The sequence below is a fragment of the Streptomyces sp. NPDC005925 genome, assembly GCF_040638805.1.
In the GTDB taxonomy this organism is placed as follows: Bacteria; Actinomycetota; Actinomycetes; order Streptomycetales; family Streptomycetaceae; genus Streptomyces.
In genome coordinates this window covers 105,982-123,975 of sequence record NZ_JBEXVL010000005.1, presented here as the reverse complement: position 1 = coordinate 123,975, position 17,994 = coordinate 105,982, and the positions used below count along the sequence as shown (strand labels likewise).

Below are 17,994 nucleotides of genomic sequence, written 5' to 3'. Positions count from 1 at the left end.
GGGGTGACCTTACGAGGTGCCGGCCCGTCTTCAGGTCACGTCGTCATAACCGTTCACACGGTCCGCACCTGCCTGCTCGGGCAGGGCACCCCGCGCGGTCACCGGCTCGACCTCGCCGACGTCCTCGGGCGTGAGGTCCAGCTCGGAGGCTTCGTCGTCGGCGGGCGCGAGGGCCTCCAGGCGGAGCCGTCGGCGGTCGTTGAGGAGAGCCACACCGGTCGCCACGAAGTACAGCACCCAGATCGGGCCGGCCAGCGCCAGCATCGAGATCGGGTCCGTGCTGGGGGTGGCGACGGCGGCGAAGACGGTGATGCCGATGAGCATCCCGCGCCACCAGCCCGCGATCTTCTTCCCGGCCAGCACACCCCCGAAGTTGAGCATCACCAGCAGCAGCGGCAGCTCGAAGGAGAGCCCGAAGACCAGGACCATGCGCATGACCAGTTGCAGCAGGTCGTCCAGCGGCAGCTGGTTGTCGCTCCCGATGATCGCGAACTCCAGCATCACCGCGGCCATCTTGGGCAGCGACCAGTAGGCGAAGTAGCCGCCCATGGCGAACAGCGGGAAGCCCGCGGCGACGAAGCCGATCGCGTACTTCTTCTCGTTGCGGTGCAGGCCGGGCGCGACGAAGGCCCAGAGCTGGTAGAGCCACACGGGGGCGGCCAGGGCGACACCCGCGTACAGCGAGACGCTGAGAGCCAGCGTGAAGGGGCTCAGCAGACCGTTCTGCACGATCCGCGCGCACTGCTGCTGGTCGGCGGTCTTGGCCAGCTCGGCGAAGCTGTACTCGCAGCCGACCGCGCTCAGGATCGGATCCGTGAAGAACTCAATGATGTCTTTGTAGAAGAAGGCCGCGACGACGGTCGCCACAACGATCGCGAGCAGGCTCTTCACCAGCCGGTTGCGAAGCTCACGCAGGTGCTCCCCGAGGGGCATCCGCCCCTCGGGATCCTTCTCCTTCTTGCGGGCAGACTTCAGCAACCCACGTTCCCATCTCGTGCGGCGGGCCGGTGGGCACCGGCCCTGCGGCGTCAGCGCTTGGTCGTGTCCGTCGGCTCGTTGACCGGGCGGGAGGTGGACACGTCACCGGGGGCTGCCTGGATCACACGCTGGGACGGGGACTGCTCGTCGTCGTTCGGCGGGTCGGCCGGGGTGGAGGACTTGTCCTCCTTCATCGCCTTGGCCTCGCTCTTGAGGATGCGCGCGGACTTGCCGAGCGAACGGGCCATGTCCGGGAGCTTCTTCGCGCCGAACAGGAGGATGATGACCACGAGGATAAGAATGATCTCGGTAGGTCCGAGCCTTCCCATAAGTCTTTACCTTCTTACCGAGGCTGCTGCGGGTGGGGGTGCTGTCCGACCACTCGGACAGGTGTCCGTCTGGCCGTGCCGACAGCGATCGTAACGCTCAGGGGTGAACGCGGGGCAATCCCCGTACCTCCCCTGTGCATACTCCCGTCCGCGGTCCGGGCCTCGTTCTCCGGCCGCGACACGTAGCCTACCTGCCGCCCCCGGCGGGCCGACAGGGCGAAGCACCCCGACAGCGGAGACGGGACCGTGCGGCTGCCTCACAGCGCGTCGACGGAGCGGGCCGTGCTCTGGGCCGCCCGCTCCAGGTCCTCGGCCGCCCGGTTGATACGGCGCGCGGAGTCGGTGACCTGCCTGCCGAGACGCTCCGCCTCCACGAAGACACGCACGGCGAACACCGCGAGGACCAGCAGTCCGAGGAAACCCACAGCGATCGCGAACATCGGCCAGAACATGGCGTCGAGCCTAGACCGTCCCGGACCGCCACCGCGCGACCGGGACGGCGAGGGGGTGGCACCGCGGCGGGCTACACCGTCGGGTGCAGTCGCAGGGCGCGTACGCCGCCGCTGATGAGGAGCTCGACGATCCGCTCCCCCGCCGGCTTGCGGACTGCGGCGCCGCAGTCCGGGCAGGTGAAGGAGTAGAACGTGGTCCGGCTGCTGGCGCCGATCGCCAGCCGGAGGTCGCCCGCGGTGAGCTCGAAGCGTCCGCGGCAGTCCGGGCAGCCCGCCCGGAACACCACGGGGGTCACGCTGGTCATCCCCGCGAACGCGGACTCCACCGTCATGCCCTGCACACCGGACATCGTCGACTCGTTCACAGCACCCGCTCCTGTCTGCCGTCGCGCCCGTCCCGTCCTGCGGGCACCGCCCCCGGCTCCGCCTCTCCGATCGCGTCGTACGCCCCGAGCGCCTCGCGGGCCGCCTGCCGGGCGCTCTCGGCCAGCTCGGGCGGCGACACGATCCGGCCGTCGCGGCCGAGCCGCAGCGCCAGGCGCCGCAGCGAGGCCGGGTCGGGCGTGCGCAGGCTGATGTGCAGTCCGCCGTCCGGGAGCTCGTCCGCGCTGTCGTGCGGGTAGTACTCCGCGACCCAGCGGCCTCCCGGGCCGACCTCGACGACGACCTCCGGGTCCTCGGCGGCGGGCTGCACCAGCCCCTCCGACAGGTCCCGCAGCTCCACCTCGGGCGGCGCGGACGGCTCGTCGAGGATCTTGATCTCGGCGACCCGGTCGAGCCGGAAGGTACGGCGCGCCTCGGAGCGCCGGCACCAGGCCTCGACGTAGGTGTGGCCGACGCTGACCAGGCGGACGGGGTCGATCTCCCGCTCGGTGACCTCGTCGCGCGCGGGCGAGTAGTAGCGGATCCACAGGCGGCGGCGCTCGGCGATGGCCCGGTCGACGTCGGCGAAGACGCCGCCCTCGGACTCGAAGGTGACCGACAGCCGGGAACTGGCACCGGCCGCCTCGCCCGCCGCGGCCTCCACCTTGGCCGTGGCGCGCAGCAGCGCCTGCCGGTCGCTCTCCCGCAGGCCGGGCAGCGTCGCCACGGCGCGGGCGGCGACGAGCAGCGCGGTGGCCTCGTCCGCGGCGAGTCTGAGCGGCTCGGCGGCGTCCGCCCCGAGCGCGGCGGGATTGTGCCACCAGATGCGCTCGCCGTCGGTGTCGATGTCGAGCAGGTCGCCGCCGCGGAAGCTGGTGCCGCACATGGGCAGCACGTCGAGGTCGGAGACCAGCTCGTCCTCGGTGATGCCGAAGGCACGCGCGACGTCCTCGATCCGGGCGCCGGGACGCTCGCGCAGATAGGTCACCAGGGAGAGCATCCGCCGCGTCTGGTCGATGGCGCTCGTGGGCCTGACCGGTTTGCCTGCCACTGTGTTGTCCGCTCCCCCTCAGCCGTTGGCCACGGCGCGCAGCCGGTCCACCACGTCGGCCCGCAGCTCGGCGGGCTCCAGGACCACCACGTCCGGCCCGAACTCCACCAGCCAGGCGTCCAGCCCGTGCCCGTACGGAATCTCCAACTCGTCCCAGCCGTCGCCGAGTTCCCGTACCGCCGTGGCCTTCGCACGAAGGGGGTAGCCGGCGTCGCCGCGCAGCCGGATGCGCGCGGAGCGGTCCGCCGTCTCGCCGGCCCAGCTCGCGACGGTCTCACGGACCGTGACGACGTCGGGGACCGGGACGGTGAACCGGCCGCCGCGCGAGCGCACCTTGCCGGTGATCCGCGACAGCCGGAAGACCCGCTCGGCCTCCCGGTCGCGGTCCCAGCCCGCCAGGTACCAGTGACCGCGCCAGCATTCCAGCGCCCACGGTTCGACGTGCCGCTGCCCCGGGCGGGCGGCGGTGGCCTTGCGGTAGTCGAAGACGACCGTACGGCGGTCGCGGCAGGCCAGCATCAGCGGTTCGAAGGCGGCCTCGTGCACGGGGATGCGGGGTTCCAGCGCGCTGTGCGCGCCGTAGGGGTCGACGTCCTCGGGGAGCCCGGCCGCGCGCAGCTTCTGCAGGGCGCCGCTGGCGGCGCCGGCGAGCCGGGCCTGCTGCCACACCTTGGCGGCGAGCCCGAGGGCGGCCGCTTCCTCGGCGTCGAGAGTGATGGGCGGCAGGCGGTTGCTGTCGCGGCGGGCCAGGTAACCGACCTCGCCCTCGATGTTCTCCACGGTCTCGATGACCAGGCCGAGTTCGCGCAGATCGTCCTTGTCGCGCTCGAACATCCGGTTGAAGGAGTCGTCGCTGCCCGCCGCGCCGTTCCCCGGCCCGAAGGCCTCGACGTACGCCTCGATGGAGTCGCGCAGCTCGCGCTTGCTGAGCGGCCGTCGCGTCCCGAGCAGACACAGCGCCAGGTTCATCAGCCGCTCGGCCTTGGCAATGGCCATCGACGCGCTTCGCCTCCCTGTGGTTCTTACGAGCGTTGACCGTACCGTCCCGCGCTGTCCGGGCAAAAGCCGAGGGCCCATGCCACGGACAGGCATGGGCCCCAGGTCACCGGGTTCTGACGTACTGACGTACGACCGTCACACCCCGAGCAGGTCGACCACGAAGATCAGGGTCTCCCCCGGCTTGATCGCCGGAGTGGGGCTCTGGTCGCCGTAGGCGAGGTGGGCCGGGACGGTCAGCTGGCGGCGACCGCCGACCTTCATGCCCTGCACGCCCTGGTCCCAGCCCTTGATGACGCGGCCGGCACCCAGCGGGAAGCGGAACGGGGCGCCACGGTTCCAGCTGGCGTCGAACTCCTCGCCCGTGCTGAAGGCCACGCCCACGTAGTGGACCGTGACGGTCTGGCCGGCCTGCGCGACCTCGCCGTCGCCCTCCCAGATGTCCTTGATCTCAAGGTCGGCCGGGGGCTCGCCGCCCGGGAAGTCGATCTCGGGCTTGTCGATGCTCACTTCATCTCTCCTTGTTGCGTGACCTGCGTCGCGAACAGTCTCACAGACTTCCCGGTCAGACGGTGCCGAGGATGTCGACCACGAAGACCAGCGTGTTCTTCGCCAGCTCGCTGTCGGGGCTTGAGCCGTAGCCCAGGGAGGGCGGGATCACCAGCAGCACCCGGTCGCCCACGCGCTTGCCGACGAGGCCCTCGTCCCAGCCCTTCACGACGGCGCCGGTGCCGATCTGGAAGGCGGTGGCGCCCCCGTGGTCCCAGGAGGAGTCGAACTTCTTGCCGTCCTCCCACTTGACCCCGGTGTACTGGGCGACGAGACCCTGGCCGGCCTCGACCTTCTTGCCCTTGCCCTTGATCAGCACCTGCTGCTTCAGGTCCTTGGGAGCCTTGACGCCCTTGGGGACGGTGATGACCGCCGCCTTCTGCGACGGGGCCTTCACCGTGGGCAGACCCGCCTCGACGGGCGCCTGCGCGCCCTCGGCCTCGGCCTTGGCGTCCACGGCGGCGGCTCCGACCGGGTCGACCACCCAGATCAGCACGTCCTTGGCGGTGATGCCGGAGGACGGGTTGAGGTTCTGGCCGATCAGGTCACCCGCTGTGCCCTGCACGAGGATGCGGCTGCCCGCCTTCTCGCCCTTCACCGCGTCGAGGACCTTGGCCGGCAGCTGCTGGCTCTGCTTGCCGACCTGCTCGACGGACTGCTGCTTGGGCGTCTTGGTGCCGGTCTGCGGCGCGGCCCAGGTACCGCCCAGGTCCTGGTCGCCGCCCCACTTCTTCACCGTCCAGTCCAGCCGGACGAAGTCGGAGGCCCTGACCGCGGCTCCGCTGCCCTCGGAGACCGTCCTGGTCACCGTCTTCTTGGACGGCTTGCCGTCCTTGGGCACGGAGATCTCGGGCTTCTCCCCGGTCTTCCCCTTGACCTCGGCGACACCCGCCGCCGAGTCGCCGTTGCTGGAGTCGTCCGAACCGCACGCGGCGGTGAACAACAGTGCGGGAACGGCGAGCAGCGCCGCGACGCGTCGTTTCATGGTGGAGTTCATCAGTCCAACTGGGGTTCGGAGGTGGCGGGCAATGGCCGCCACTCTACGACCTGAGCGCTCCGCACACGGAACAGCCCGGGACACGCCGCCACGTACGGCACATCACGGGCACTGAGGGGCACATTCCGGACACGTCCACAGACGCGTGAACGCCCGGTGCCAGGAGGCGGTCAGCGCCTCCCTGCACCGGGCGTCCCCGACGGGCCGCGGCCCTTCACACACCGGTCCGCACGCCGGCTCATGCGCCGGCACCCGTGCCTGCTCACATTCCGGCGATGAGCTTCTCCACCCGGTCGTCCACGGAACGGAACGGGTCCTTGCACAACACCGTGCGCTGCGCCTGATCGTTCAGCTTCAGGTGCACCCAGTCGACCGTGAAGTCACGGCGCTGCTCCTGGGCCCGCCGGATGAAGTCGCCGCGCAGCCGGGCCCGGGTCGTCTGCGGCGGGACGGACTTGCCCTCGAAGATCTTCAGGTCGTTGCAGATCCGGGCCGCCTGGCCCTTCCTCTCCAGCAGGTAGTACAGCCCACGACGCCGGTGGATGTCGTGGTACGCGAGGTCTATCTGCGCGACCCGCGGGTGCGACATGGTCATGTTGTGCTTGGCCCGGTACCGCTCCAGGAGCTTGTACTTCATGACCCAGTCGATCTCGGTGCCGATGCGGTCGAGGTCCTCGGACTCGATCGCGTCCAGCGTGCGGCCCCACAGCTCCAGGACCTGCTCGGTGGTGCCAGTGCGGATGCCGCGCCGCTCGCAGAAGTCCACGGCCTTCTCGTAGTACTCCCGCTGCACCTCCAGGGCGGAGGCCTCGCGGCCGCTGGCCAGGCGGACCTTGCGGCGGCCGGTGATGTCGTGGCTGACCTCGCGGATCGCCCGGATCGGGTTCTCCAGGGTCAGGTCCCGCATCACGGTGCCCGCCTCGATCATGCGGAGCACCAGGTCGGTGGCGCCCACCTTGAGGAGCATGGTCGTCTCGGACATGTTCGAGTCGCCCACGATGACGTGCAGGCGCCGGTAGCGCTCGGCGTCCGCGTGCGGCTCGTCGCGCGTGTTGATGATCGGCCGGGAGCGGGTCGTCGCCGAGGAGACGCCCTCCCAGATGTGCTCGGCCCGCTGGCTGACGCAGTACACGGCCCCGCGCGGGGTCTGCAGCACCTTGCCGGCACCGCACAGAAGCTGTCTGGTCACCAGGAACGGAATGAGGATGTCGGCGAGCCGGGAGAACTCCCCGTGCCGGGCCACGAGGTAATTCTCGTGACACCCGTAGGAGTTGCCCGCCGAGTCGGTGTTGTTCTTGAAGAGGTAGACGTCGCCCGCGATTCCCTCCTCGTGCAGGCGTCGTTCCGCGTCCACCAGGAGTCCTTCGAGAATGCGCTCGCCGGCCTTGTCGTGGGTGACCAGTTCGGTCACGTTGTCACATTCGGGTGTGGCGTATTCCGGATGCGAACCCACATCGAGATAGAGCCGGGCGCCGTTGCGCAGAAACACATTGCTGCTGCGGCCCCATGACACGACACGGCGGAAGAGGTACCGCGCCACCTCGTCAGGCGACAGGCGGCGCTGTCCCCTGAACGTGCACGTGACGCCGTACTCGTTCTCCAGCCCGAAAATGCGGCGGTCCATGACTGAACATTACGCCCGATCCCCTGAGCTGAAACGGGGTTCGACGGCACGGTTCGGATCATTTTCCGAACCGGCGGCAACAACCGCACCTCGCGCGGGAGCTGCGAGTACCCGTCCGGTAAGCGTCAGAACCACCAGCGACACACCCCCGGCGACGGCCGGTACGGCAAAGCCCCACCGGGCTCCGCCCGCCTCTACGACCGGTCCCGTCAGGCCCGTTCCGACGGAGGCGCCCACGGTGAACGTCGTCACGAGCCAGGAGAACGCCTCCGTGACCGTGCCGCGCGGAGCGTGCCGGTCCACCAGCACGAACGCGCACGCGATGGCCGGAGCGAGGAAGACACCGGCGAGCACGGTCAGCAGAGTCATGGCGACCGGGCCCGGCAACAGCGTCAGCGGCAGGTAACACACCGCCAGGAGCGCCACCAGGACCCGCAGGCGCCGCGCGGGCTCACCCGCCCACTGCCGGGCCCCGTACACGGCACCCCCGACGAGCGCGCCCAGACCGATCGCCGCCATCAGCCAGCCGTACACGGTGTCGCCGCCGTGGTCGTCCGCGTACGACACGGCGGCCACCGTGATGGACCCCAGCGCCACGCCGACGAACAGGAACGCCGCGAGCAGCGCCACCAGCCCGGCCGAGCGCAGCGCGCCCAGCCAGTGCGCCTCGCGCGGCGCGGACCGCCACGCGCGGGACGGCTGCGAGACCACCACGGAGAGCGCGCCGAGCACCCCGACGGCGTTCAGGACGAGCAGCCCGGCCTGCGCGGACCACAGGGCGGTGCACACGGTCACCAGCAGCGGCCCCACGGTGAACATCACCTCCTGCGCCACGGCGTCCATCGCGTACGCCGTGTGCACCTGGTCCTCCTCGGGCAGCACGCTGGGCCACAGCGCCCGCAGCCCGCCCTCCAGGGGCGGCGTGAGGAGCCCGGCGGCGGCCACGGCGAACCAGGCCACGTAGGCCGGACCGGTCCCGGCGACGGCGAACGCGGACATGGCCAGTGCCGAGGCGACCGCGGCGGGCAGCTGCACGCGCGGCTGCCCGAACAGATCCACGAGCCGCCCGAGCAGCGGCTGCCCCACGGCGTTGGCGACGCCGTACACGGCCGCGAGGACGCCCGCGAGGCTGTACGTGCCGCCCTCCGCCCGGACGAACAGCACGATCGCGATGGCCGCCGTCGCGTTGGGCAGCCGGCCCACGAGGGTGCCGACCAGCAGCCGGGTGGCGTGTCGCGCCCGGAGGATCTCCAGATATCCCGTGGTCATGTCCGCCCTCCGTCCGCCCGTGACGTTTTCGGCCACCGACCCGAGTTTTACGTATAACTTCTTCGGTCATACGTACCATGTGCCCAGTTCACGAGTCCAGACGAAGGAGCGGGCCGACGGTGGCACGAGGCAGTACACGCCCCACGAGCCGGGACGTCGCCCAGGCCGCCGGTGTCTCCCAGGCGACGGTATCCCTCGTCCTGGGCGACAAGTGGCGTGGTCGTGTCTCCGCGGCCACCGCTCAGCGCGTACGCGACGCCGCACGCGACCTCGGCTACCGTCCCAACCTCGCGGCCCGCAACCTGCGCCTCGGACACACCCGCACCGTCCTGCTGGTCGTCCCCGTGCTCACCACCGAGTTCTTCGCCGGCGTCTACACCGGCGCCGCGCGGGTGGCCGCCGAGCACGGCTTCGGCGTCGTGCTCTACCCCTCCCCCGAGGGCATCGGCCCGGCCCGCGACCCCTTCGCGTCCTCCCAGGCGGCCCTGGACGGCGTCATCGCCTCCTCCATGGCCGCGGACGCCCTCACCGCGATCCGCGGCGACCAGTTGCCGCTGGTGATGCTCGACAGCGACCCGGACGGCAGCCTCGGCGCGGCCACGGTCAACCTCGACATCGCGGACGGCGTGCGCCAGGTCGCCGAGCACCTGCTCGCCCTGGGACACCGCAGATTCCTGCACCTGGCGGCGGACGTGCCCTCCTGGACCTTCGAGGTGCGCGCCCGGGAAATCGCCGCACGGCTCGGCCGGGTGAGCGGCGCCGAGATCCGCACGGCCCGCGCCCCCATCGCCATCGACGAAGCGCAGCACGCCACCGAGGCCGCCCTGACCGCCCCGGGCCCCCGCCCCACGGCGGTCGTCTGCGACGACGACAAGCTCGCGGCCGGTGCCTACAAGGCGATCCGCCGCCTGGGACTCGCCGTCCCCGCCGACATCTCCGTCACCGGCCTGGACGACCTCGCCCTGGCCACCGCCATCGACCCGGAACTGACGACGGTCCGCCTGGACGCGGAACTGTTCGGCGAGCGGGGCATGCGCGCCCTGATGGCGGTCCTGGAGGGCCGCACACCCGAAGCGGGTGACATCCCCGTCGAACTGGTCGTACGCGGCTCCACAGCCCCGCCCGCCCACCGCTGACACACGGTACGGAACACGCCACGCGCCCCGGTCCTGAAAAGGCCGGGGCGCAGGGTGACGCGAGGTGGTGCCGGTGCCGCTAATCCTCCGAGTCGTCCGCGTCGCCCGCGTCCGAGGACTCCGCGACCGGCCCGCCGTTGCCCTCCGCGAGCAGCCGCGACAGCCGCGAGGCCGTGATCCGCCGGAACTTCCGCTTCTGCGGCCTCGTACGGTCCAGCACCGCCACCTCGAGCCGCTCTGCGGGAATCTCCCGCTCACTGCCGTTGGTGTCCCGCGACAGCGCCTGTACGGCCAGCCGCAGCGCTTCGGCCAGGGTCATGCCGTCCTGATGACGCTGGTCCAGATAGGTGCTGATCTGCTCCGCGTTGCCGCCCACCGCCACCGAGCCGTGCTCGTCGACGATCGACCCGTCGTGCGGCAGCCGGTAGATCTGGTCGGCCTCGGGCGTCTCGCCCACCTCGGCGACGACCAGCTCCACCTCGTACGGCTTCTCGCCGACGCTGGAGAAGATCGTGCCCAGCGTCTGCGCGTACACGTTGGCCAGACCGCGGGCGGTGACGTCGCCCCGGTCATAGGTGTAACCGCGCAGGTCGGCGTAGCGCACACCGCCGATCCGGAGGTTCTCGTACTCGTTGTACTTGCCGGCGGCCGCGAAACCGATCCGGTCGTAGATCTCGCTGAACTTGTGCAGCGCACGGGACGGGTTCTCACCGACGAACACGATGCCGTCGGCGTACTGCAGCACAACCAGGCTGCGGCCACGGGCGATGCCCTTGCGGGCGTACTCCGCCCGGTCGGCCATGGCCTGCTGGGGTGAGACATAGAACGGCGTCGACACCGGTTATCCGTCCCTTTCTGTGGAAGTCACTGGATCACCTGATCAAGAAGCTTCTCGCGCGGGCGCTCAGAGCAGCGCCGCACGCGGACCGTCGGGCTGCTCGAGACGCCGCTGCAGGATCGAGCGGGCGATCTCCGAGGACTCGTCCTCGGTGAGCCGGCGGAAGCCGTCGTCGGTGATCACGGTGACGATCGGGTAGATCCGGCGGGCGACATCGGGACCACCGGTCGCCGAGTCGTCGTCTGCCGCGTCGTAGAGAGCCTGCACCACGAGCGTCGTGGCCTCCGACTCGTCCAGGTCGTCCCGGTAGAGCTTCTTCATGGCGCCCCGCGCGAAGATCGAACCGGAGCCCGTGGCCGCGTACCCGTGCTCCTCGGAACGACCGCCTGTGACGTCGTAGGAGAAAACGCGGCCCTTGCCGCGGTCCACGTCGTACCCCGCGAACAGCGGCACCACGGCCAGGCCCTGCATGGCCATGCCGAGGTTGGAACGGATCATGGTCGACAGCCGGTTCGCCTTGCCCTCCAGCGACAGCTGCGCGCCCTCGACCTTCTCGAAGTGCTCCAGCTCCAGCTGGAACAGCTTCACCATCTCCACGGCCAGACCAGCCGTACCGGCGATGCCCACCGCCGAGTACTCGTCCGCCGGGAAGACCTTCTCGATGTCCCGCTGCGCGATGACGTTGCCCATGGTGGCCCGCCGGTCACCGGCGAGCACGACGCCGCCGGGGAACGTGACGGCCACGATCGTGGTGCCGTGCGGCGCCTCGATCGCGCCCTGGACGGGCGGCAACTTCCTGTTGCCCGGGAGCATTTCGGGCTGGTGCTCGGAGAGGAAGTCCACGAACGACGAAGATCCCGGCGTCAGGAAGGCAGCTGGTAGACGCCCGGTGCTACGAGTGTTGGCTTCCACGCGTTTCCTTCCACGTATGCGGCAGCCCGCCCTGTGACGTCGGGCCGATCCTGGAAAACTTCCCGGCGCGGTGTCCCGCCCGGGGCCTGGTATGCCTCGGACCCTACCCGCCCGACGGCGGTGATCCACATGCCCGGCGGAACCAAAGCAACACGCCCCGCTCCGGGTCCCGAACGCACGCTGCGCACGGCACGGCCTCGACCGCACCGCACGCAGCACTCACGCCCGCTCGTCAGGCCGACGGGGCCTACTGGCCGCCCTTCTGCACGAAGGACCTCACGAAATCCTCTGCGTTCTCTTCGAGCACGTCGTCGATCTCGTCCAGCACCGAGTCCACGTCGTCGCTCAGCTTCTCCTGGCGCTCCTTGAGGTCCTCCGAAGCCTGCGCGTCCTGCGCCTGCTCCTCGACCTCCTCGGTGGAGCGCGTCGCCTTCTGCTGTCCGCCGCCGGTGTCCTTGGTCGCCATAACCCTCACCCCGCTCGGTTCGACGTTCTTGATCAGACCCTACAAGCAGGGTCCGACATCGGCCCCGCAGTTCTTCCAACGTACGAGGCTCACCTCCTTGATTCCCTGGGACGGGGTTTTCCACCCTGTGCCGGAAGGTGCGCCCGGGCTTTCTATCAGGTGCCCGACAGGACCCTGACCAGGTCTTCCGCCGTACGGCAGCGGTCCAGGAGCGCCTTGACGTGATTACGCGTTCCGCGAAGCGGTTCCAGGGTTGGAACCCGCTGCAGCGAGTCCCGGCCCGGAAGATCGAAGATCACGGAGTCCCAGGAGGCCGCCGCGACGTCGTCCGCGTACTGCTCGAGGCAGCGTCCGCGGAAGTACGCGCGGGTGTCCTCCGGCGGCGCCGTACGGGCCCGCTCCACGTCGCTCTCGTCCAGCAGGCGCTTGATGCGTCCGCGGGCCGCGAGCCGGTTGTACAGGCCCTTGTCGGACCGTACGTCGGCGTACTGGAGGTCGACCAGGTGCAGCCGGGCGGCGTCCCAGTCGAGGTCGTCGCGGCGGCGGTAGCCTTCCATGAGCTCCCGCTTGGCGACCCAGTCCAGCTCGCCCGCCAGGCTCATCGGGTCGTTCTCGAGCCGGTTGAGCGTGTCCTCCCAGCGGCCCAGGACGTCCTTGGTCTGGTCGTCCGCGTCGGCGCCGTAACGTTCCTCGACGTACTTCCGCGCCAGTTCGTAGTACTCCATCTGGAGCTGGACCGCGGTGAGTGTCCGGCCGCTGCGGAGGGTGACGAGCCGCTTGAGGCCCGGGTCGTGCGAGACCTGGTGGAGCGTGCGTACGGGCTGGTCGACGGCGAGATCGACCGCGATGAAGCCGTCCTCGATCATGGACAGCACGAGGGCCGTGGTGCCCAGCTTGAGGTAGGTCGAGATCTCCGACAGGTTGGCGTCGCCGATGATCACGTGGAGCCGGCGGTATTTCTCCGCGTCCGCGTGCGGCTCGTCGCGGGTGTTGATGATCGGCCGTTTGAGTGTGGTCTCGAGGCCGACCTCGACCTCGAAGTAGTCCGCGCGCTGGCTGAGCTGGAAGCCGTGCTCGTGCCCGTCCTGGCCGATGCCGACGCGGCCGGCTCCGGCGAAGACCTGACGGGAGACGAAGAAGGGCGTCAGGTGGCGCACGATGTCCGAGAACGGGGTCTCCCGTTTCATCAGGTAGTTCTCGTGCGTGCCGTAGGAGGCGCCCTTGTTGTCGGTGTTGTTCTTGTAGAGGTGGATCGGCTGGGCGCCGGGCAGCTGGGCGGCCCGTTCGGCGGCCTCCGCCATGATGCGCTCGCCGGCCTTGTCCCACAGGACGGCGTCCCGGGGGTTGGTGACCTCGGGCGAGCTGTACTCCGGATGGGCGTGGTCGACGTAGAGCCGGGCGCCGTTCGTGAGGATCACGTTGGCCAGGCCGATGTCCTCGTCGGTGAGCTGGCTGGAGTCTGCGGCCTCGCGGGCGAGGTCGAAGCCCCGCGCGTCGCGCAGCGGATTCTCCTCCTCGAAGTCCCAGCGGGCCCGCCGGGCCCGGTGCATCGCCGCCGCGTAGGCGTTGACGATCTGGGACGAGGTGAGCATGGCATTGGCGTTCGGGTGGCCGGGGACGGAAATTCCGTATTCCGTCTCGATGCCCATTACTCGCCGTACGGTCATGCGGCCCTCCTTGCCCGGCGGCGGCCTCGGTCGTGGACGCCGCTCAAGTACCGCCGGCGCTCGGTTACGTGTGCGGTGCCCGTCCCCGCACTGCGCGACATGGCGGTATGGAAGAGCCTAGAACGCCTTTGCGCTGGTGGGGAGATCATTTGCGTCATTGCCTTGCGCGCTCTCGTTTGCGGCGGTGGCCGGAAAAACAGTCGGCTGCGGGTACCCCGGTGAGGGCACCCGCAGCCACCCTGTTTTTACAGGTACTGCCCGGTGTTCGCCACCGTGTCGATGGAGCGCCCGGTGTCCGCGCCCTGCTTTCCGGTGATGAGGGTGCGGATATACACGATCCGCTCGCCCTTCTTTCCGGAGATGCGGGCCCAGTCGTCCGGGTTCGTGGTGTTGGGCAGGTCCTCGTTTTCCTTGAACTCGTCCACACAGGCCTGGAGCAGGTGGGAGACCCGCAGGCCCTTCTGTTCGTGCTCGAGGAAGTCCTTGATTGCCATTTTCTTGGCGCGGCCCACGATGTTCTCGATCATGGCGCCGGAATTGAAGTCCTTGAAGTAGAGAACTTCCTTGTCGCCATTGGCGTAGGTGACCTCCAGGAAGCGGTTTTCATCCGATTCGGCGTACATGTGTTCCACGGCCGTCTGGATCATGGCCTGGACGCACGCGCTCTTGGCGCCGCCGTGCTCGCGCAGGTCCTCCGCGTGGAGGGGGAGGCGCTCGGTGAGGTACTTCTGGAAGATGTCCTTGGCCGCTTCGGCGTCCGGACGCTCGATCTTGATCTTCACGTCGAGCCGGCCGGGGCGCAGGATGGCCGGGTCGATCATGTCCTCGCGGTTGGAGGCACCGATTACGACCACGTTCTGCAGGCCCTCGACACCGTCGATCTCGGCGAGCAGCTGCGGGACGATGGTGTTCTCCACGTCCGAGCTTACGCCGGAGCCCCGGGTGCGGAAGAGGGACTCCATCTCGTCGAAGAAGACGATGACGGGGGTGCCCTCGCTGGCCTTTTCCCGGGCCCGCTGGAAGACCAGGCGGATCTGCCGCTCGGTCTCACCGACGTACTTGTTCAGCAGCTCCGGGCCCTTGATGTTGAGGAAGAAACTCTTGCCGGCCGCCTTGCCGGTCACCTCGGCGACCTTCTTGGCCAGCGAGTTGGCCACCGCCTTGGCGATCAGGGTCTTTCCACAGCCGGGCGGGCCGTAGAGGAGGACGCCCTTCGGCGGGCGCAGTTCGTGCTCCTTGAACAGGTCCGGGTACAGGTACGGAAGCTCGACGGCGTCACGGATGGCCTCGATCTGCCCGCCAAGGCCGCCGATCTGCTCGTAACCGATGTCGGGGACTTCTTCGAGGACGAGTTCCTCGACCTCGCTCTTGGGCACGACCTCGTAGACGTAGCCCGAGCGGGGTTCCATGAGGAGGGCGTCGCCGGGGCGGATGGTGACGTCCAGCAGCGGCTCGGCGAGCCGCACCACCCGCTCCTCGTCGGTGTGGCCGAGCACCAGGGCGCGCTCGCCGTCCTCGAGGATCTCCTTGAGGGTGACGATGTCACCCACGCGCTCGTACTCCATGGCGTCGACCACGTTGAGCGCTTCGTTGAGCATGACTTCCTGGCCGCGCCTGAGCTCCTCGAGCTCGACGCTCGGGCTGACGTTCACCCGGAGCTTGCGGCCGCCTGTGAAAATGTCGGCGGTGCCGTCCTCGTTCGACTGCAGGAAGACACCGAAGCCGGCCGGTGGCTGCGCGAGCCGGTCGACTTCCTCCTTGAGGGCCACGATCTGGTCGCGGGCCTCGCGGAGAGTGCCGGCGAGCCGCTCGTTCTGAGCGGACACGCCTGCCAGATTTGTCTGCAGCTCGACGATCCGCTCTTCGAGAATTCTCGTGTGCCGCGGAGAGTCGGCGAGCTTGCGTCGCAGGACGGCGATCTCCTGCTCAAGGTAGGCGATCTGCCCGGCCGGGTCGTCGGACCCGCGTCCCGAGCGGATGCCGCGGTTCGTGTCGTCGTCGTGGGCTGCCACGGTCCTCACCTCCTCCAAGGGGAGCTGGACGCTTCCAGACCCTACCTGGGCGGGTGTCGATTGAAACCCCTAGATCACAAAGACTGTCGGGGTGTGTCCGATCTTCACCCTTGCGCTCTCCCTCACGGAGGGGGGATACCCACCGAACGCGAAGAGAAAGCAGCCGGGGGTAGGGTCGGGACGGTCAACACCCTTCGGGACTGGCCGGATTCCCGTCCCATTCGGCGCTGAAACGGCAGGAGAGATGAGCGTGCAGCAGGAGGCCGGAGTCGACGGCGAGGAGCTGGAGGTCTGGATCGATCAGGATCTCTGTACCGGCGACGGCATCTGCGCGCAGTACGCGCCCGAGGTGTTCGAGCTGGACATTGACGGTCTGGCCTACGTGAAGAGCTCCGACGACGAGCTGTTGCAGGCCAAGGGCGCGACAACGCCGGTGCCGCTGCCACTCCTCACGGACGTCGTGGAGTCGGCGAAGGACTGTCCCGGCGACTGCATCCATGTGCGTCGAGTTTCGGACAAGGTCGAGATCTTCGGGCCGGACGCGGCGTGACCCATGCGGCACGTGCCGTCACACCTGTCCAGTTCTTCACACAACGGCCGGGACGCATGGGTCAGACGGTGTGACTTCCCGCGGGCGTGGAGCGGACGAACGTGCCGTTCTTCCACTGCCACTTCACCGCGTCCTTCAGGTCGGGGCAGCAACTGGGCACGTCGAGGGACGAGTAGCCGAGGAGTGTGGCCTGCACGGCGCTGTCGCGCACGGTGAGGCCGGTCACTGTCCGGCGGTCCTTGGGGTCGACGAGGGTGGCCACGACGCGTGGTTCGGCGGTGGTGGTGCCACGGGTGAGGACGTAGAGGCCGTCGGGCGGTGTGCCCATGGGGGCGTCGCAGTGGACGGCGGCTATCGTCTCCGGTCTGCCGTCGCCATCGAGGTCGCCGGATGACTTGTGTGCCACTTTCACCTTGACCGTTCCGCAGTCGAGCGGGAACGCGATGCCCGCCGGGTCGGGCGCGGGGGCGTTCGCCGGGGCGTTCTTCGACTCCGTGGTGGCGGCCTGGGCGGCGGTCGCGGGTCCGGGCTGCAGCACGGAGGACAGCGCCACCACGCCCGCGACGGCCGTGGCGGTGGCGAGCCAGTGCATGGGGCTGGTGTGGGTGTGGGCGAGCTCCGGGACGGCGGATTGCTGCACTAGGAGTGTCTCCTGTGAGGGCTGTGCCGGTGGGGGTGGCCTGCATGGTGCCACACGTCACATCGCGTGGGAACGGTGGGGTACGCGCTGGGCCGGCGCAAACCTGCCCGGGGCGTTCCTCCGGTGTGCCGTATCGGCTGCCGGGCCAACGAAACGGCGCCGTGGCCGAGTTCCGGAGGTCTTCGGGAACTCGGCCACGGCGCTGCGTCGTTGTGCGGATACGGATTGTCGACCCGGCCCTCGTGGTGACGGCCTAGCGGCCGGAGCCCCCGTCGGCGTTGGGACCGGTGTAGTCCTCGCCGTAGGCGCCCTTGGCGGGGCGGCGGCGGCGCATGGGCGGTTCGACGCCGTCGGCGAGGCGCCGGGCGGTGAGGAGGAAACCGGTGTGGCCGATCATGCGGTGGTCCGGGCGGACGGCCAGGCCCTCGACGTGCCAGTTGCGGATCATCGATTCCCAGGAGGTGGGCTCGTTGAAGCACCCGATCTCGCGGATCGACTCGACGGTCCGGGCGAGCTGGGTGGTGGTGGCGACGTAGCAGCAGAGGATGCCGCCGGGCACGAGCGCCTTGGAGACGGCCTCCAGACACTCCCAGGGGGCGAGCATGTCGAGGATGACGCGGTCGACGTCGGCGTCGGACAGGTTGTCCTGGAGGTCGCCGACGGTGAGCTGCCAGGCGGGGTGCGGGCCGCCGAAGTAGCGCTCGACGTTCTGCCGGGCGATGTCGGCGAAGTCGTCGCGGCGCTCGTAGCTGTGCAGCATGCCCTGGTCGCCGATGGCACGCAGCAGGAAGCTGCTCAGGGAGCCGGAACCCACACCGGCCTCGACGACGCGGGCGCCGGGGAAGATGTCGGCGAAGGCCAGGATCTGCCCCGCGTCCTTCGGGTAGACGACGGCTGCCCCGCGGGGCATGGACAGGACGTAGTCGGGGAGCAGGGGGCGCAGCGCGAGGTAGGCGACGTTCCCGGTGGTGCGGACGACGCTGCCCTCGGGAGCACCGATCAGTTCGTCGTGGGGGAAGGAACCCTTGTGGGTGTGGAAGTTCTTCCCGGCCTCGAGCGTGAACGTGTAGTGGCGGCCCTTGGGGTCGGTCAGCTGAACCTGGTCCCCGACCTTGAAGGGCCCGCGCCTGCGGGCGGCACCGGTCGGTTCGGACATGTGACCAGC

Annotated in this window: 19 protein-coding genes; 2 read left to right on the top strand and 17 right to left on the bottom strand. The window is 69.6% G+C overall.

Annotated elements, in window-relative coordinates:
- Positions 1-30: 30 nt before the first annotated feature.
- The 10 genes from tatC to ABZ354_RS09080 all read right to left on the bottom strand — a co-directional run bounded on the left by tatC (position 31) and on the right by ABZ354_RS09080 (position 8,608).
- Complete coding sequence (gene tatC / locus ABZ354_RS09125; protein ID WP_358654581.1) at positions 31-978, bottom strand: twin-arginine translocase subunit TatC; 948 nt, start codon at positions 976-978, stop codon at positions 31-33.
- Positions 979-1,028: 50 nt separating this feature from the next.
- Complete coding sequence (gene tatA, locus ABZ354_RS09120) at positions 1,029-1,307, bottom strand: Sec-independent protein translocase subunit TatA (RefSeq protein ID WP_358654579.1); 279 nt, start codon at positions 1,305-1,307, stop codon at positions 1,029-1,031.
- A gap of 257 nt (positions 1,308-1,564) precedes the next feature.
- A complete protein-coding gene (locus tag ABZ354_RS09115; protein WP_358654577.1) occupies positions 1,565-1,759 on the bottom strand; it encodes a hypothetical protein in 195 nt (64 codons plus the stop codon).
- A gap of 71 nt (positions 1,760-1,830) precedes the next feature.
- Positions 1,831-2,124, bottom strand: a complete 294-nt coding sequence (locus tag ABZ354_RS09110) for a hypothetical protein (RefSeq protein WP_358654575.1) — start codon at positions 2,122-2,124, stop codon at positions 1,831-1,833.
- Positions 2,121-3,173, bottom strand: a complete 1,053-nt coding sequence (locus ABZ354_RS09105; RefSeq protein ID WP_358654573.1) for a WYL domain-containing protein — start codon at positions 3,171-3,173, stop codon at positions 2,121-2,123. The genes ABZ354_RS09110 and ABZ354_RS09105 overlap by 4 nt, the downstream gene beginning before the upstream one ends.
- An 18-nt stretch (positions 3,174-3,191) precedes the next feature.
- Entirely contained in the window at positions 3,192-4,169 is a 978-nt protein-coding gene (locus tag ABZ354_RS09100; RefSeq protein WP_358654571.1) for a WYL domain-containing protein, read from the bottom strand.
- A 138-nt stretch (positions 4,170-4,307) separates the two neighbouring features.
- Positions 4,308-4,679 carry an FKBP-type peptidyl-prolyl cis-trans isomerase gene (locus tag ABZ354_RS09095; protein WP_358654569.1) on the bottom strand — a complete coding sequence of 124 codons (372 nt, stop codon included), beginning with the start codon at positions 4,677-4,679 and terminating at the stop codon, positions 4,308-4,310.
- 55 nt (positions 4,680-4,734) lie between these two features.
- Complete coding sequence (locus tag ABZ354_RS09090) at positions 4,735-5,715, bottom strand: FKBP-type peptidyl-prolyl cis-trans isomerase (protein WP_358654567.1); 981 nt, start codon at positions 5,713-5,715, stop codon at positions 4,735-4,737.
- A 262-nt stretch (positions 5,716-5,977) separates the two neighbouring features.
- Entirely contained in the window at positions 5,978-7,339 is a 1,362-nt protein-coding gene (pafA, locus tag ABZ354_RS09085) for a Pup--protein ligase (protein ID WP_358654565.1), read from the bottom strand.
- A 9-nt stretch (positions 7,340-7,348) separates the two neighbouring features.
- Complete coding sequence (locus ABZ354_RS09080; RefSeq protein ID WP_358654563.1) at positions 7,349-8,608, bottom strand: MFS transporter; 1,260 nt, start codon at positions 8,606-8,608, stop codon at positions 7,349-7,351.
- A 119-nt stretch (positions 8,609-8,727) separates the two neighbouring features.
- Between ABZ354_RS09080 and ABZ354_RS09075 the strand changes: the two genes are divergently transcribed.
- Complete coding sequence (locus ABZ354_RS09075) at positions 8,728-9,744, top strand: LacI family DNA-binding transcriptional regulator (RefSeq protein WP_358654561.1); 1,017 nt, start codon at positions 8,728-8,730, stop codon at positions 9,742-9,744.
- Between the two features lie 79 nt (positions 9,745-9,823).
- On the opposite strand, the gene prcA is transcribed toward ABZ354_RS09075, so the two are convergent.
- The 5 genes from prcA to arc form a co-directional block, all read right to left on the bottom strand.
- Positions 9,824-10,582: a proteasome subunit alpha gene (gene prcA / locus ABZ354_RS09070; RefSeq protein ID WP_358654559.1), complete on the bottom strand. Its 759-nt coding sequence runs from the start codon at positions 10,580-10,582 to the stop codon at positions 9,824-9,826.
- Positions 10,583-10,648: 66 nt separating this feature from the next.
- A complete protein-coding gene (prcB, locus tag ABZ354_RS09065; protein ID WP_358654557.1) occupies positions 10,649-11,494 on the bottom strand; it encodes a proteasome subunit beta in 846 nt (281 codons plus the stop codon).
- A gap of 247 nt (positions 11,495-11,741) precedes the next feature.
- Positions 11,742-11,960, bottom strand: a complete 219-nt coding sequence (locus ABZ354_RS09060) for a ubiquitin-like protein Pup (protein ID WP_016325855.1) — start codon at positions 11,958-11,960, stop codon at positions 11,742-11,744.
- A 155-nt stretch (positions 11,961-12,115) separates the two neighbouring features.
- A complete protein-coding gene (gene dop, locus ABZ354_RS09055) occupies positions 12,116-13,627 on the bottom strand; it encodes a depupylase/deamidase Dop (RefSeq protein WP_358654553.1) in 1,512 nt (503 codons plus the stop codon).
- A 245-nt stretch (positions 13,628-13,872) separates the two neighbouring features.
- Positions 13,873-15,639, bottom strand: coding sequence for a proteasome ATPase (gene arc, locus ABZ354_RS09050; RefSeq protein WP_358654551.1), 1,767 nt, complete (start codon positions 15,637-15,639; stop codon positions 13,873-13,875).
- Between the two features lie 244 nt (positions 15,640-15,883).
- Here arc and ABZ354_RS09045 point away from each other — a divergent pair, with 244 nt between their 5' ends.
- The gene (locus ABZ354_RS09045; protein ID WP_358654549.1) at positions 15,884-16,189 is read left to right on the top strand and encodes a ferredoxin; all 306 of its coding nucleotides are present in this window, start codon (positions 15,884-15,886) and stop codon (positions 16,187-16,189) included.
- Positions 16,190-16,250: 61 nt separating this feature from the next.
- Here the strand turns inward: ABZ354_RS09045 and ABZ354_RS09040 are convergent, their stop codons facing one another.
- Positions 16,251-16,829 (bottom strand): hypothetical protein, encoded by a 579-nt coding sequence (locus tag ABZ354_RS09040; RefSeq protein ID WP_358654547.1) that lies wholly within the window; start codon positions 16,827-16,829, stop codon positions 16,251-16,253.
- 253 nt (positions 16,830-17,082) lie between these two features.
- Positions 17,083-17,985, bottom strand: a complete 903-nt coding sequence (locus tag ABZ354_RS09035) for a tRNA (adenine-N1)-methyltransferase (protein WP_358654545.1) — start codon at positions 17,983-17,985, stop codon at positions 17,083-17,085.
- Positions 17,986-17,994: the final 9 nt, after the last annotated feature.